This is a genomic window from Poriferisphaera sp. WC338 (assembly GCF_050931845.1).
Taxonomy (GTDB): domain Bacteria; phylum Planctomycetota; class Phycisphaerae; order Phycisphaerales; family Phycisphaeraceae; genus Poriferisphaera.
In genome coordinates this window covers 593,971-609,092 of sequence record NZ_CP194516.1, presented here as the reverse complement: position 1 = coordinate 609,092, position 15,122 = coordinate 593,971, and the positions used below count along the sequence as shown (strand labels likewise).

9 protein-coding genes are annotated in these 15,122 nt (G+C 51.8%); 5 read left to right on the top strand and 4 right to left on the bottom strand.

Annotated features, from left to right (window positions below; genetic code table 11):
• Positions 1-155: 155 nt before the first annotated feature.
• Positions 156-1,322, bottom strand: coding sequence for a LacI family DNA-binding transcriptional regulator (locus tag ACQ6WK_RS02505; RefSeq protein ID WP_432799166.1), 1,167 nt, complete (start codon positions 1,320-1,322; stop codon positions 156-158).
• A gap of 519 nt (positions 1,323-1,841) precedes the next feature.
• Between ACQ6WK_RS02505 and ACQ6WK_RS02500 the strand changes: the two genes are divergently transcribed.
• From ACQ6WK_RS02500 to ACQ6WK_RS02490, 3 genes are all read left to right on the top strand, one after another.
• A complete protein-coding gene (locus ACQ6WK_RS02500; RefSeq protein WP_432799165.1) occupies positions 1,842-2,795 on the top strand; it encodes a type II secretion system protein in 954 nt (317 codons plus the stop codon).
• A 138-nt stretch (positions 2,796-2,933) separates the two neighbouring features.
• Positions 2,934-3,647, top strand: a complete 714-nt coding sequence (locus ACQ6WK_RS02495) for a pullulanase X25 domain-containing protein (protein WP_432799164.1) — start codon at positions 2,934-2,936, stop codon at positions 3,645-3,647.
• Between the two features lie 278 nt (positions 3,648-3,925).
• Positions 3,926-6,742, top strand: coding sequence for a hypothetical protein (locus ACQ6WK_RS02490; protein WP_432799163.1), 2,817 nt, complete (start codon positions 3,926-3,928; stop codon positions 6,740-6,742).
• Positions 6,743-6,885: 143 nt separating this feature from the next.
• On the opposite strand, the gene lpdA is transcribed toward ACQ6WK_RS02490, so the two are convergent.
• The 3 genes from lpdA to ACQ6WK_RS02475 all read right to left on the bottom strand — a co-directional run bounded on the left by lpdA (position 6,886) and on the right by ACQ6WK_RS02475 (position 12,793).
• A complete protein-coding gene (gene lpdA / locus ACQ6WK_RS02485; protein ID WP_432799162.1) occupies positions 6,886-8,280 on the bottom strand; it encodes a dihydrolipoyl dehydrogenase in 1,395 nt (464 codons plus the stop codon).
• Between the two features lie 171 nt (positions 8,281-8,451).
• Positions 8,452-9,789: a 2-oxoglutarate dehydrogenase complex dihydrolipoyllysine-residue succinyltransferase gene (gene odhB, locus ACQ6WK_RS02480; protein ID WP_432799161.1), complete on the bottom strand. Its 1,338-nt coding sequence runs from the start codon at positions 9,787-9,789 to the stop codon at positions 8,452-8,454.
• A 118-nt stretch (positions 9,790-9,907) separates the two neighbouring features.
• On the bottom strand, positions 9,908-12,793 hold the full coding sequence (locus tag ACQ6WK_RS02475; RefSeq protein ID WP_432799160.1) for a 2-oxoglutarate dehydrogenase E1 component: 2,886 nt from the start codon (positions 12,791-12,793) through the stop codon (positions 9,908-9,910).
• A gap of 326 nt (positions 12,794-13,119) precedes the next feature.
• Here ACQ6WK_RS02475 and ACQ6WK_RS02470 point away from each other — a divergent pair, with 326 nt between their 5' ends.
• Both ACQ6WK_RS02470 and ACQ6WK_RS02465 read left to right on the top strand, forming a co-directional pair.
• Complete coding sequence (locus ACQ6WK_RS02470; RefSeq protein ID WP_432799159.1) at positions 13,120-13,989, top strand: sulfite exporter TauE/SafE family protein; 870 nt, start codon at positions 13,120-13,122, stop codon at positions 13,987-13,989.
• 248 nt (positions 13,990-14,237) lie between these two features.
• Positions 14,238-15,062 carry a zinc metalloprotease HtpX gene (locus tag ACQ6WK_RS02465; protein WP_432799158.1) on the top strand — a complete coding sequence of 275 codons (825 nt, stop codon included), beginning with the start codon at positions 14,238-14,240 and terminating at the stop codon, positions 15,060-15,062.
• The last annotated feature ends 60 nt before the right edge of the window (positions 15,063-15,122 follow it).

Here is a 15,122-nt window from a genome sequence, read left to right as displayed (position 1 = left end):
GTCACAACAACGATTAATCTGCAAGAAATAGCCCACTGACAATGCGCCATTTCTGCTGCCCGGTATCAATATTGGAGACGGAGTCCCTGTTCCCTTCATTACCTACATGAAAACCCATCATTCATGCAGCCGTCCGTCCAACTTTCCAAACTCGATCACGTACCGGGCGTAAAACTTGCCGCCATCGATGTTGATTCACGCAACACCAAATGCGTCGGCAATGCGGCCGCGGCACGATCCGCCTTCCCTCTGATTCGCTCAACAAGGCGTTCACACGCCATCACCCCAAGTTCATACAACGGCAAGTGCACCGTGGTCAATGTCGGATTCACGAAAGCCGTGTACTGAATATCATCAAAACCCACGATCGAAAGATCGCCGGGAACATTTCGGCCATGCCGATTGGCCCAGTGAATCGCACCAAGGGCCATCTTGTCGTTCCCCGCAAAAATTGCGGTCATATCAGGATGCGCTTCAAGCAGCTTTGCCGTTGCTTCTGCACCATGCTCTTCGGTGAAACGACCATCACATATCCATGTGTCGTCAAAACCTTCAACATTAGCATTGGCCATCCGACGCTTGTAGACATCCAAAATCTCACGGGATGTGAAGACTTCCAGAGCACCATGAACCATACCTATCTTGCGATGGCCCAACTGCTGCAGATAAGTCATGACCTGCTCTGCACCAGAGCGGTAGTCACAAACCACGTGATCAAGATCCCATTGCGGGAACTTGTTATTTACGACCACCATGGGGTGCCCGTTCTCTGAAAAATCCTTCATGAACGAATGTCGATCATTAAATCCAATGCAAAGCGCACCATCAATAAAGCGGCGTTCAAACAGCTCTACATGCCTGCGCTCTTTAATAAAGTCCGGCTTGGCATGTTCCAACATGACTTTATGCCCAAGACGGGCAGCTCGGTCACAAATGCCACTGATCAGCTCACCGAAGTATGGGTCAGCCATCGCGTGCCGCAAAGTTGGCATCAAAATACTAATGACTCTGGTATAGCGGCCTGAAAGACTCTGAGCTAGACGATTGGGGCGATAGCCAACACGTTCGATGACTTTGTTGACCTTCTGCCGGGTCGGCTCAGTAATCTTAGGATTGTTATTGAGGACCATGGAAACGGTTGCGACGGAAACACCTGCCTGCCGCGCAATTTCCCGGATTCCCACCCGTTTGCCACCGTTTGATTTTTCCTGCTTACTCAAAGCGGATCCTTGTAAAAGCGCTTGACGATCTTTCCCCGCCTCGGGCGATTGCCCCTCATCTCCGCCGCTACCACCTGTGGTATCGGCCATGATCTGGGCCATGACTTCGGCGCCAGAACTTACTTTTACCACATATTCTCTAGAAGCGCTTGACATTATGGTTAAACAGTTTACCATCTTAGTTAACGATTGCAAGTAATCGTTAAACAAAAACTCATCTTTGTCCACCAAACACTCTAGAACGCACAAACGCACCCAATATATGTAAGTGTTTATTGAACATAAATTTAAGCATTATACCCGGGAAAACCCTTGCTTCATGAAGGCTCCCGTGCAATCAGCTGCAGCCCAATTGATTCTTTGGGGCATGTACATGGACGGCTGAAATTTAAAAAGTAAAAAACCCGTTGACTTGCTTCAAATCACTGTTATATTTGAACTGTTGGGTCTACATCTTTGTCTGGATCACTTTGGTTTATTACCAGGCATTTCTCTTGGTTCTGCTGAAGCACAACGGTTTGTCGTTCAACCAAACCCCTTATGGGTACGTTTGAACATTATCTTCGAAGTTCTCGGTAAACCGTTTAAACGAATCAGGCAACAATACGCTTGGAGGTAACAATGCCTAAGCTCACAACTCTTCAACAACGACTCACGAACTCAAGAGCATTTACTCTAATTGAGCTCCTTGTGGTCATTTCGATCATTGCATTACTGATCGGCATCTTGCTGCCAGCGCTTGCTGCGGCACGCGGTACCGCTCGAAGCATTTCATGTCTGTCGAATATCCGGCAGATGGGCGTCGCCGCGGTCGCGACTTCGGCTGACTACAAAGGCTACATCCAAATTTCTTCATCTGATCACTCCTACGGCAATCCCGGTGGACGGCCGCCAGCAAATGCTGACAAGTATCAGTATTGGCCAGATGGCCGCATCAAGGACTGGGCTTCTTCACTTGTCTCTTACATGGGTGGTGGACGCGATCAAAGTTTTGACGAGCCAGATCAGAATGATGTCAGCAAAATCTACCTTTGCCCAAGCGATGCTGCTCAAGATGAAGTCAATGGTGGCTACCACATTCTGAATAATATTGATGGCGGGCACATCGAAGACCCGAACCCAATCTCCTATGGCACCAATGCCGACCTTACCACTTGGGCGCGTCCAGGCACAGCCTATGGTCCAGGTTCCGCAGGTGGATACGCTGACTGGGGTTGGGGCGCAGGTATCAATCTGGACAACGGACTACCTGCCTCAGGCGATCTTGGATCAGTCCAAAACCCAACAAAAACTGCGATGTTCATCGAAGCCGGTACAGAAAACGGACCAACAACCGGCAACCCAAACAATCGCTCTGACGCACTCATGTATACAGGTTCATGGTATGTCGGTGCTGGTGAAGGCACATTGAAAGATGTCTATGACGCTTCATGGGCAAACGTCAAGATGCCACTTGAAATCAATCAAGGCGATCGCCACAACAACAGCATCAATGTTGCGTTCACCGATGGCCACGCCGCCAATACCAACGAAAGCACATGGGAAGACGTCTATCTCGACGTGAATAAAAACTAATGCTGACTACAAAGAAGCTTTCTGATGTTGACCCGACATCAGAAAGCTTTCTTCATTTGTTCGTCTTCGGGTCAATCGTTTAGTTTTTTCAAACTGAATAGCTACAACTTTCTAATCATCATATGAAGGAGGAACTTCATGAGAACACGTACTTTGACAGCACTAGCCGCAATCGCAGCACTTGGTTTGGCCACAAGTGCCAATGCAGCTTTTACCCTCGCTGGTAACTTCCAAGACGAAGGTGCATACGGCGGCGTTGAGTGGCAACCAGGCGCAGCTGGCAATGAACTAGCAGATTTAGGCAGTGGCAAACATTCGATCACACTTACCGGCCTTACTGCAAACACACTGTATGAATTCAAAGTCACCGATGGTACTTGGGATAATTCATGGCAAGCCAGTGGCAATTCATGGGGATATACGGATGCCGCAGGCGAACTTGTGGTTAACTTTGACTCCAACACCAACCTCACGGGTTTGGGTACCGACCAAGTCGCTGCCTCTGGCAACGCATGGGTCGCAGCTGGCGATCACAACGGCTGGACCAACAATGACGCAGGCACAGTCATGACCGATCTTGGCGGAGGCATCTATGAATTCACTGCAGTTATTGCAACCGCTGGTGATTGGGGCTGGAAAGCAGTTAACAGTGGCTCATGGGCCGCCCTGGGTGCTGACAGCTTATCTTTCAATGCCGACAACGTTGCCTACACAACTACGGTAGACAACCAATCCGTTACTTTCCGCATCGATACAGTAAACGGCGTTGCGACAGCCATCGTTCCAGAACCAGCCAGCATGGCACTTCTCGGCCTTGGCGGTTTGGTAATACTTGCACGTCGTCGCAAATAATCTTGCGATACGACGCTGCTAACTAACTTAGCCCCCGGTATAGCGGGACGCGTCGACTTCTCGTCTGACGCGTCCCGTTTTTTCATACCATCAACTGCTAGAAACCGCAGTCTTTATCAGGCTTCACACTTTAACCACGTTGTTTAACGACACCGTCTCGCATGAGGGCATTTGCCGGTTACTTTTACTTAATAGCCCGCCATCCCCCACGGCGGCCTCGCAGCCCGCTCCCCCAGTTGACGCTGCTTTTACATCAAATCTTTCAGGAGTGTGAGATCATGCGTTTTTCGATCAAGGCTTTTGCTTCAACGACATCGATACGTAACCTGCTATGTGCTGCCATGTCGCTTCACGTCATCGCGTCGGCAACATATGCCGTTGATACATCCGCGCCTGTGACCCTTCAGTATTTTGAAGGCAACTACAACACCATCAACGCTCGTGCCTCTGACATCTTCATGGCGGGCTACGGCAACATCTGGCTTCCGCCCCCCGGCCGCGCAGAATCCGGTGATCAATCTGTCGGCTACGACCAATACGACCGCTTTGATCTCGGCTCTGCAGGTCACGAAACACTCTACGGTACAGAGACCGGCTTAAAAACACTCGCAAACACACTCGATAAAACAGGCACCAATCTGCACATCGATCTTGTCTGGAACCACAACGGTTTCTCTGATCGCAGCAACAGCGATTTCGTCAACTCCGGCGGCTACCCCGGCTTCTGGCTAGGCGAAGGCAGCAACGACGGCGACTTCCACGGACCTTTTGAAGGCGGCGATCTTAACGGCCGCTTGTCCGGCTTAATCGATATTGATCACTCAACCAATCACCAATTCATTCGCAACCCGGTAGATGCAAGCAACCCACAGAACGTCCCAGCCGGCACACAAGATTGGTGGGGCAAACTCGCTAACGTTGCCGATCCAAACAACGCACGCTTCTACACCGACCAACAAGGCACCGCACACACCTATTACGATCCCAAGAGTGGCCAGACATTCACCCGTTACGAATTTAATTCAAGTGATCCTACTGCAGGCGATGCGGTTCCAGAAAATGCTCTTGGCTACCTCATGCGAAACGCACAATGGCTTGTCGAAGAAATCGGTGTTGATGGATTCCGTTTGGATGCAGCGAAGCACTATGAAGGCTGGGTCCTCGATTATTTCGATCGCGCTGTATATGACACCAATCCGCGCAAACTGCTTGATGGCTCGACCCAACATGTCTTCAGCTACGTCGAAGCGCTCACAGGTGACCGGGGATACCTCGACACTTTCGTGCAGAAAACCATCGACCCGAATAACCCAGGCAATGTCGGCGGCAACCGTGATGCACTCGACTTTGCCAACTTCTTTGCACTCAAGCAAAACCTTTCAAACAACGGCTTCCAGAACGACTGGCGTAACCTCGTCAACGCGGGCATGGATGTCTATGACGACGGCCAGAAGAACGGATCCGCTGGCGTGACCTTCGTCAATTCGCATGATGACTTTGGCGCAGACCTCAGCAACGTCGCCCATGCATACAACCTCATGCAAGCGGGCAACTCGATCGTCTACTTCAATTCCAAAGAGCATGGCGAAGGACGTGACTTCCCCAAAGATGGTCGCGGCGATGCTCTCGGCGGCGTCTATGGTGATACCATCACCACGCTCGTCAACATCCGCAACACACACGGACGCGGCGACTACCGTGAACGTTGGCTATCCAAAGAACTTCATGCTTACGAACGTGGAAATGCCGCTCTAGTTCTCCTCAACAACCGCACCGATGGCGGCTATGACGAGCGAACACTGCGTGTTGATTTTGCACCTAATACATATCTTGTTGAGTTAACAGGCAATCACAACAAGAGTGGCGACATCGCTGAAGTACTGCAAGTTTTCCAAGGTAATGATGGCAATTCCTATGTCACCACACGCTTCCTGCGAAACGATGGCCAAGATCAAGGCTACCTGATCTACGGTCTTGCCAAACCTAAATCCGAAGACGGTATCGAGCTTTCCAATGTTGATTCGATTCTTACCGGTGGCAACACCGACAGCAGTTCATACGCCAATGCCACCAAGCGTTTGACCGATCTCCACGTGATCAAATCAGACAATTTTGAAATTAAACTCGAAACCCAAGCAGTCAGTTTAAACTTCAACGGCACAACTGTACGTGATGCTGATGCAGACGGCGACGCAGCTATCTTCAAGTTCGATGGCGGGCTGGATCTGAATGGCAATGGCAATGTTGATCATGTTACGCCAAACTCCGTGGCCTACGGCTTTGAAGAATTCACAGGCACCAACCAAGCTGGCTATGGTTCATTGAACGGCAACGGACTTTATGCTCAAAACATCGATGCATCATTGTTGGCCGAAGGTGAACACTACATCACCATCCGCGCCTTCCGTCATCGAAACGATGGTGGGCCAGCTATCTATGAAGATTTCAAGAAAGCGATCTATGTCGACCGCCTCCCACCCGAATCGAAGCTGACTTCATTCAATGCGATCACAGAAGGCACCAATGAAAGTCGACGCGTCGTAATGAACTCTGTCGACATGACCGCTAATAACATGCATGTCTTCATGGACCTCGGCGCCAATCTGACCGATGCCCAAGTCCTCGCACTACTCAGCGGCAGTTCACAAAGTGATCACACCGATCAAGGCCAATGGGAAAAGAACTTCTACGGCGTCAAGCACGGCAACCATGCAATCACCATCGTGACGTTTGAAATAACGGGCACCTACAACATCCAGCGTTTTGCCGGCCAATACACCTCGACCATCCTCGGCGCAGGTCTTGGCGACACCGACTTTGATTCCAATTATGACATCGACGACGTGAATGCATTCATTAGCGTTTTTGAATCAGATAACATGCAATTCAATGCTGCTGCAGACTTCGACGGCAACGGCCTGATCGATAACGCCGACATCCTACTCATGAGCGCACGTCTTGCCGAAGTTGGCGCACCAAACACAGCTATCAATGCCTTCAATGCATGGGCTGGCACAATTCCCGAGCCCGGCATGGCCATGCTGTTCGGTACTGTGAGTCTCTTAGCCCTTCGCCGCCGACAACGCGTAGCATAAAGAAAAATCACAACACTCAACACCCCACCACCGAAGCCTTGGAACTCACGTTTCAAGGCTTCTTTTTAGGCCCCTCAATCATAAGGCCCTATGTATACGGCCATCTAGATAGCCGTTCATAAACATCGATTTTACAATCTAAGTCACATGTGTATGGCACGATCTTCTGCAGCCATTGCCGCTTCCTTCACCGCTTCACTCAATGTCGGATGAGCGTGGCAAGTTCTAGCGATATCTTCGCTGCTCGCACCAAACTCCATCGCCGCGGCACACTCCGCGATCAAATCACCGGCATGTGGCCCGATGATGTGCACACCTAAAACACGATCCGTTTTTGCATGCGCCAAAACCTTCACGAAGCCCTCTGCGTATTCAATCGCCTTCGCTCGGCCATTCGCCATAAATGGGAACTTGCCCTTGCGATACTCAATGGCTTCATCTTTGAGTTCATCTTCAGTTTTACCCACAGTCGCGATCTCAGGATGCGTGTATACGACTGCCGGGATCGCTTTGTAGTTCACGTGACCATAGCCGGTCACGATTTTCTCGACGCAAGCAACACCTTCCTCTTCAGCTTTGTGTGCAAGCATTGGACCAGGTATCACATCGCCAATCGCATACACACCTTCGACACTGGTCTTGTAATCTTCATCAACCACGATCCAGCCTCGTTCATCGCAACGGATACCCGCATCAACCAATCCAAGATTCGCTGTATTCGGAGCCCGACCAACCGCTACCAGTACACGGTCCGCTTCGACCGGATCACCATTACGCCGTTCAATAATCACTTTCTTGCCTTCGTTCTTTACGCCCATCACCCTGCTGCGTAATTCAAACGAAATACCCTGCTTTTCAAGCAGTTTATGCGCTTCCTTGGCAACTTCGCTGTCCATTCCGGGCAAAATCCGATCTAAGTATTCAACCACGGTTACCTTCGCACCGAGGCGTCGCCAAACCGAACCAAGCTCAATCCCAATGTAACCGCCACCGATGACCGCCAGATGCTCAGGCACTTCTTGATAATCAAGTGTTTCCGTCGAGGTATCCACACAGTCCACATCAAGATCGACACCCTTGATCGTCGCGCTTTTTGAGCCGGTGGCAATGATAATGTGATCCGCTTCGAGTTCTTCGGTTTTCACGCCGCCGGATTCGACAGAGATTGTCTTGCCTGCTGTCAATTTTGCCCGGCCATAATACTTCGTAATCTTATTTTTTTTGAAGAGTGACTCGATCCCTTTGGTCAGGCTGCCAACAATTTTATCTTTGCGTTTGAGCATGCCTTTAAGATCAAGCTCTACATCTTTTACATTGATTCCGTGCACCGAGATATGATCTTTGACTTCTTCATACTTCTCAGAAGATTCAAGCAGCGCCTTAGATGGAATACAGCCCACACGCAGGCATGTTCCGCCTAGCACTTTGTTCTCATCGACAACCGCAACTTCCATACCGAGTTGTGCTGCGCGAATTGCCGCAACATACCCGCCAGGCCCCGCGCCAATCACGATTAACTGATGCTTCTTCTTATCCATTGAACTTTCGCTCTACTTTCCTGATCTCGCACCACATGAATCAGGTCATTACCTTTTCATGCTCATAAGCGCGTTAAGATTGTCTTGATATTTAAACTTGTTCGCATCTGTCTTGCGTCAAAAATTTGCAAACAGTACACGCACAAGCTTCGATCTTGGCACGGAAATGACTTAGATTTCCATCAACATGCGAGCCGGATCTTCGATCGCATCCTTGATACGAACGAGGAACTGCACTGCCTCACGGCCGTCCACCAAACGATGATCGTATGTCAGTGCAATATACATCATGGGCCGCACTTCGACAGTTTCCTTACCGGGTTCACCGACCGCGATCGGACGGCGAATGATGTTGTGCATACCAAGCACACCGGACTGCGGTGGGTTGATGATCGGCGTCGAAAGCATCGAGCCATAGATTCCGCCGTTAGTGATGGTGAATGTCCCACCAGCCAGATCTTCGAGTTTGATCTTGTTCGCTTTCGCCTGCTCACCATAATTAGCAATCGTCTTTTCGATCTCCGCGAAGCTCAAACGTTCAGCGTTGCGGATGATCGGCACGACCAAACCCTTGCCGCCACCAACTGCGATGCCGATGTCGTAGTAGTTTTTGTAGATCACGTCCGTGCCAACGATCTCCGCATTCACCGCAGGCGTCAACTTCAGCGCATCCACTACAGCCTTCACGAAGAAGGACATAAAGCCGAGTTTGATGTCGTACCGTTTGACAAAATCATCTTTATACTGGCTACGGATCGCCATCACATTGGTCATGTCGATCTCATTGAATGTTGTGAGTAGCGCGCCGGTTTGTTGCGCTTGCACCAATCGCTCAGCAATGCGTTTCCGCATCGGACTCATCGGCACAAGCTCTTCTTCACGACCCGGCTCTTTGCTCAGCTCACGCACCACCATGTCGGTAATCGCGGGAGCCGCCGACGGCTGAGGTGTAAATACTTGCGCCGCACCATTACCGGCTGTTTCTGCGGGACGTCGCCATGCAATGTGCCGTTCCACATCTTCTTTCAAGATGCGTCCGCCTGGCCCGCTCGCTTCAACATCTGCGGCCTGCAAGCCATACATATCCAGTAAACGCTGTGCAGCCGGCATCACCTTCGGGTCGTGCTGCCCCGGGATTTGCTTGGAGATACCAACAGACGTGGGCGCTTCAGCCGCAGGAGCTTCTGCCTTCTCTGCAGCAGGTTCTTCTTGTTTTTCAGGCGTTTCGGCGGCGGCTTGATCGCTCCCGCTCGCATCGCCAGCTGGCGAATCACCCTCTTCCATGTAACCGATGATGTCGCCGACCTTGGCTTCCCCACCCGCGGGAATGATCATCTTAGTAATGGTTCCGGATGCAGGCGCAGGTAATTCGAGTGTCACCTTATCGGTTTCAATCTCGACCACAGGGTCATCTTTCTGGACGCCCTGCCCCTCTTGCTTGATCCACTGCCCGATCTGGACTTCGGTGATCGACTCGCCGACCTCTGGCACGATTAGTTCAACAGCCATTTCAGCATTCCTGCATCTGTTGCGACAACTGTTGTAGATCGCTGTCGCATCACTTATTCAAACCTCAGGTCCACGACCTGTTTTCATCTAACTCAACCCCATCTTTCGGACAACCGACTCAATGTGCCCCAACACAAAATGCTTCACTGATCAATTGTTCCTGCTCAATAATGTGCGCCGAACGCGATCCTGTCGCCGGACTCGCACTCGCAGCTCGTGTTGCGGCGAACAAACGCTGACGATCATAAATCCTGTCGCCAAACTTCATCCGCAAGAACGGCCACGCACCCATGTTCTCCGGTTCGTCCTGTACCCAAATTACCGGCACATCATCACGATACCGCATCAGTACTGCCCGCAAACTTTCCTTCGGGAAGGGATAAAACTGCTCGATACGAACAATCGCAATGTCATCTCGCCCAAGCTGCTCACGTCGCTCGGTCAGATCATAGTAAATCTTGCCCGAACAAAGCAGCACGCGCGTCACACTCTTCTTGTCCGCGTTCCCATCTTTGATCACACGCTTAAACGTGCCATCGACAAGATCGCTCATCGGTGAAACACAACGCGGATTACGCAGCAAGCTCTTTGGCGTCATCACCACAAGCGGCTTACGCCATCTACGCAAAACCTGTCTGCGTAAAAGGTGATACATCTGCGCCGGTGTACTCGGCTGCACCACTTGGAAGTTATCCTGTGCTGCCAGTGCGAGGAACCGTTCGAGTCTTGCTGATGAGTGCTCCGGGCCCTGCCCTTCAAACCCATGCGGCAAAAGCATGACTAAGCCCGAAAGCCGTCGCCATTTATCTTCCGCACTCGCAATAAACTGGTCGATGATCACCTGCGCCGCATTCGCAAAGTCTCCGAACTGCGCTTCCCAGACGGTTAATCCTTCCGGATAGTCGAGACTGTAGCCGTAATCAAATCCAAGCACACCCGCTTCGGAAAGGGGGCTGTTATAAATATCTACTTTTGCAGCATCTTCCCCGAGGTTATCGAAGATACAGAACTCATGACCATCCTTATAATCACTCAGGACCGCATGACGGTGGCTGAACGTGCCACGCTGCGCGTCTTGCCCAGAAATCCGAACACGATGCCCTTCTGTTGCAAGCGATGCAATACCGAGCGCCTCAGCCGCAGCCCAGTCTAACTCGCGCTTAGCTTCAGCCATCTCAACACGTTGCTGCACCATGCGTGACATTTTCGGATGACGATTGAAACCTTCGGGCGTACCCGTCAGCTTCACAAGCAATTCGCCAAGCTCTTCCTGTGGCAATCCTGTCGGAACATCGTCTGCCATCTCTTCAGGGCCGCCGGTATAACTGCTCCATTTCCCATCAAGCATCCAGCCTTGCTCGTGCTTAAAGTGATCGCTACGTGCCGCTGTCAGATCCTTCTCAAGCAATTCCGTTCGGCGTTCTGCAATACGATCCGCATCGTCGCGTGTCACGCCACCCAATTTAAGCAGATGATCGAGATAGTTCTCACGTACTGGCTTGCGCTTGGCAATCTTGCTGTACATGTATGGCTGCGTGTATGACGGCTCATCACTCTCATTGTGACCACGCTTGCGGTAGCAATACATATCAATCACCACATCGCGTTTGAACTCCATACGGAATTCCATCGCCAGCTGCACCGCTTGGGCGACGGCCTCGGGCTCTTCCCCATTCACATGGAAAATCGGGATCTGTAGCATCTTTGCCACATCCGTTGCATACCTGCAACTACGCGCCTGCTTCGCGCCAGTCGTAAAACCAATCTGGTTGTTCACGACAATATGCAAAGTTCCGCCAACTGAATAGCCTTCGAGCGCCGAGAGATTTAGTGTTTCTTGAATGATCCCCTCGCCGGCAAACGCCGCATCGCCGTGAATAAGCACGACCATGCCCTTTTCACCGCGCGTCGCCAATCCTGAACGGTCTTGTTTTGCACGCATGCGGCCCATCGCCACCGTGTTTACAAACTCAAGGTGACTTGGGTTAAAACACAGCGACAAGTGGATATTGTGTCCGTGACGTGTCCGCCAATCACTCGAATAGCCGAGGTGGTACTTCACATCGCCGCCGCCAAGTGAACGGCGCGGATCGACATCTTCAAACTCGCGGAAAATTTTCTGCGGGCTCTTGCCCATGATGTTCGCAAGCACATTGAGCCGCCCGCGATGCGCCATGCCAATGACCGCTTCACGCACACCTTGATCACCCGCGGTTTCCAACGCGAGGTCCAACAGCGGGATCAAACTTTCCGCACCTTCAAGGCTGAAGCTCTTAGCACCGATGAATTTTCGCTGAATGAATTCTTCAAAGATAACCGCGTCGGTCAGACGGGTCAGGATGCGGATCTGTTCTTTACGGGTGAGTTTATTGCGGTTGCGTGTGCTCTCCATTTTTCGCTGGAGCCATTCGCGTACCTGCAAGTTATCAATGTGCATGAACTGCACACCAATGTTACGGCAGTAAGTTTCGTTCAGGTTCCCAATGATCTCACGCAGCGTTTCACCCGGCACGTTCGTCGTGAACATCGGACAGTCCATGTCCGCTTCAGTGAAACCGTAGTACCGCGGCTCTAACTCCGTTGGCTCTTCGTTGACGATCCCGAGTGGGTCGATCTTCGCCACAATATGGCCGCGCACCCGATAGTTGCGGATGAGTTGGTCCAAACGGTGCTGGAGCGACGACACATCCGTCGCCGCAAACTTCTCGCCTGTACTTGGTCTTTCAACAACCTGCTTACCGTCACCATTGTTGATGGCTGCAGCGTGACCATTTCCATTCCCGTTCCCATGGCCATTGCCATTCGGTACCGGATTGAAAATCGTGCGCGGCTTGAAGTGCGGTCCAAGACGGTCCGGCGCATGCAAACGCGGCCCACCCTGCCACAAGTTAAAACGTTCTCGCCAATCAGCATCCACAGACTCGGGGTCTTTTAGATACTGCTCATAGAGTTGCTCGACATAGTCGAGGTTCGTCCCGTTCGGCCAAAGTTCCTGCCCAGCCATTGCAATGCTTCCAGGTTACGGCGCTAATGGAGCTGCAAATCCAATGTGTCCAAAAACATCATCGGAACAACACATCAACCAGCCACGAAGCTTACCACATCTTTAACAAATGTGTGAACCACGCAGCTTCCACACCCCACATTTTCCCCATCACCATTTCTCCACATCACAAGTCCGTGACCAGCAAGCCGCTCACCCCGGAGCAATTTCGGCAAGCATAACACCCCGCCTGCAATCCGTAAATGTTATCGGCTCACTTTCACGAACCTTTTTGAACTTCGTGACATTCTTTTACCAAAATAACAATCCTAACTATCCTACATACCATGCTCGAACAGCTCACTCACCCAACCGTCATCCTCGCAATTGTCGCGATCGCCTCCCTTGCTGGGATTCTAGGCGGCCTGCTTGGCGTCGGCGGCTCCATCATCATCATCCCGGGCCTGTATTTCATCATCGGGCCCAACCAACAGCTTTACCAAGCCGCCTGCATGATTGTTAACGTCTTCATCGCCATTCCTGCCACACTCAAACACCGCAAAGCCAAATCCCTCAACCCCAAACTCATCCTCCTCATGCTTCCTGCTTCCATTGTCATGATTTTCCTCGGCGTCTACATCTCCAACCTCCCTGTTTTCCGCGGTGCGGATGGCGGGATCTACCTTGGCCGCATACTCGCTGTTTTCTTGGTCTATGTCGTCATAATCAATGTTAAACGGCTCTTAAACCCCATTCTGGACGCTCGTAAAGTCACCCCCACATCGTTCAATCCCCAAAAGCAGCCCGACCCTCACCATACCTTCGCGCACACCCACCCCGGCCGCTGCATCTTCGTCGGCATCTGCCATGGCTTCTCTGCCGGTCTCATGGGCATCGGCGGCGGCGCGATTGCGGTCCCCCTCCAGCAGGTGTTGCTTAAACTTCCTCTCAAAAACTGCATCGCCAACTCCGCTTGCCTCATCGTTTTCTCCTCCACCCTCGGCGCGACCTATAAAAACACATCTCTTTCAACCTTAGGCTATCACGTCTCCGAATCCTTGGTCATCGCCGCCATCTGCATCCCTGCCGCCTTCATCGCCAGCCGCTTTGGTGCCTCACTCACTTACAAGCTGCCCATCAAGCTCGTCCGCATCATTTTCATCATCCTGATCGCCATTTCCGCCTACAAACTTGCCCAGCTTCCCTTCCCCTTCTAGCCCCTCCCCGTCTAATCCATCTCAGATTTGATAACCCCTCTCAATCTTGCGAACAAAGATCCCGCAATCCTCAGCCCCGCGAAAAACCGATACCTAGAATGTCTTACTGCGAACACAGCCCCCGGTAACTTGCGTATCATTCCATAATTACCCGGCCGATATACACCGAACCAACGGCAACCGCCCGACTACACAAGACAAGATCAATTACAGCCAACCGGCTTCATTATTTTGAGGGAGTCATTCAAATGACCGCTTTTACCAACAACGTCAAAACTGCCATCCTACTCGGGGCGATGTTCGCCCTGATCATGGGCATCGGCGCCCTAGTGGGCGGCTACTCCGGACTAGCGATCGCTTTCATCATCGCGCTAGTCATGAATTTCGGCGCGTTTTTCTACTCTGACAAGATCGCGATTGCCTCCATGCACGGCCAACCAGCCGACCCGCGCGTCCACGGTGACATCATCACCATGGTCGAACGACTTGCCAAAAACGCCAACCTCCCCATGCCCCGCGTCTTTGTATGCCCACAGCAAGCACCCAACGCTTTCGCTACCGGCCGCTCTCCCTCCAAAGCCGCAGTTGCAGTCACGCAAGGCGCCCTCAATCTCCTCACCTACGACGAACTCGAAGGCGTCATGGCCCACGAACTCGCCCACGTTAAAAACCGCGACACACTCACCTCCACCATCGCTGCCACTATCGCTGGCGCGATCTCTTTCCTCGCATGGATGGTCATGTGGCAACGCGACATCCACCCCCTCATCAAAATCGGCCTTTGGCTCCTCGCACCTATCGCTGCTGGCATTATCCAGATGGCCATCTCTCGCTCACGCGAGTTCGTTGCAGACCACGACGGTGCACAGATTGCCGGCTCCCCACACGGACTGATCTCCGCCCTGCAAAAACTTGAAGCACAAGCCGCCCGCGTCCCCCTTCAAGGCGAAACCCCCGCGCAAAACCATATGTTCATTGTTCAGCCCCTCTCCCCCACCAAAGCGCTCGCCAACATGTTCCGCACCCACCCTCAAACTGCTGATCGCGTCGCTAAACTTCGCCAAATGGCCTAATCAGCGATTAGATAACAAATAAAGAAGTAACACCCCAAGCCCACGGTTGCTACGCCGTGG

Bases quoted from the DNA above. Each gene is read 5' to 3' on its own strand.
- ACQ6WK_RS02505 (WP_432799166.1), bottom strand. From the start codon at position 1,322: ATGGCCCAGATCATGGCCGATACCACAGGTGGTAGCGGCGGAGATGAG.
- ACQ6WK_RS02500 (WP_432799165.1), top strand. From the start codon at position 1,842: ATGCCTAAGCTCACAACTCTTCAACAACGACTCACGAACTCAAGAGCA.
- ACQ6WK_RS02495 (WP_432799164.1), top strand. From the start codon at position 2,934: ATGAGAACACGTACTTTGACAGCACTAGCCGCAATCGCAGCACTTGGT.
- ACQ6WK_RS02490 (WP_432799163.1), top strand. From the start codon at position 3,926: ATGCGTTTTTCGATCAAGGCTTTTGCTTCAACGACATCGATACGTAAC.
- lpdA (WP_432799162.1), bottom strand. From the start codon at position 8,280: ATGGATAAGAAGAAGCATCAGTTAATCGTGATTGGCGCGGGGCCTGGC.
- odhB (WP_432799161.1), bottom strand. From the start codon at position 9,789: ATGGCTGTTGAACTAATCGTGCCAGAGGTCGGCGAGTCGATCACCGAA.
- ACQ6WK_RS02475 (WP_432799160.1), bottom strand. From the start codon at position 12,793: ATGGCTGGGCAGGAACTTTGGCCGAACGGGACGAACCTCGACTATGTC.
- ACQ6WK_RS02470 (WP_432799159.1), top strand. From the start codon at position 13,120: ATGCTCGAACAGCTCACTCACCCAACCGTCATCCTCGCAATTGTCGCG.
- ACQ6WK_RS02465 (WP_432799158.1), top strand. From the start codon at position 14,238: ATGACCGCTTTTACCAACAACGTCAAAACTGCCATCCTACTCGGGGCG.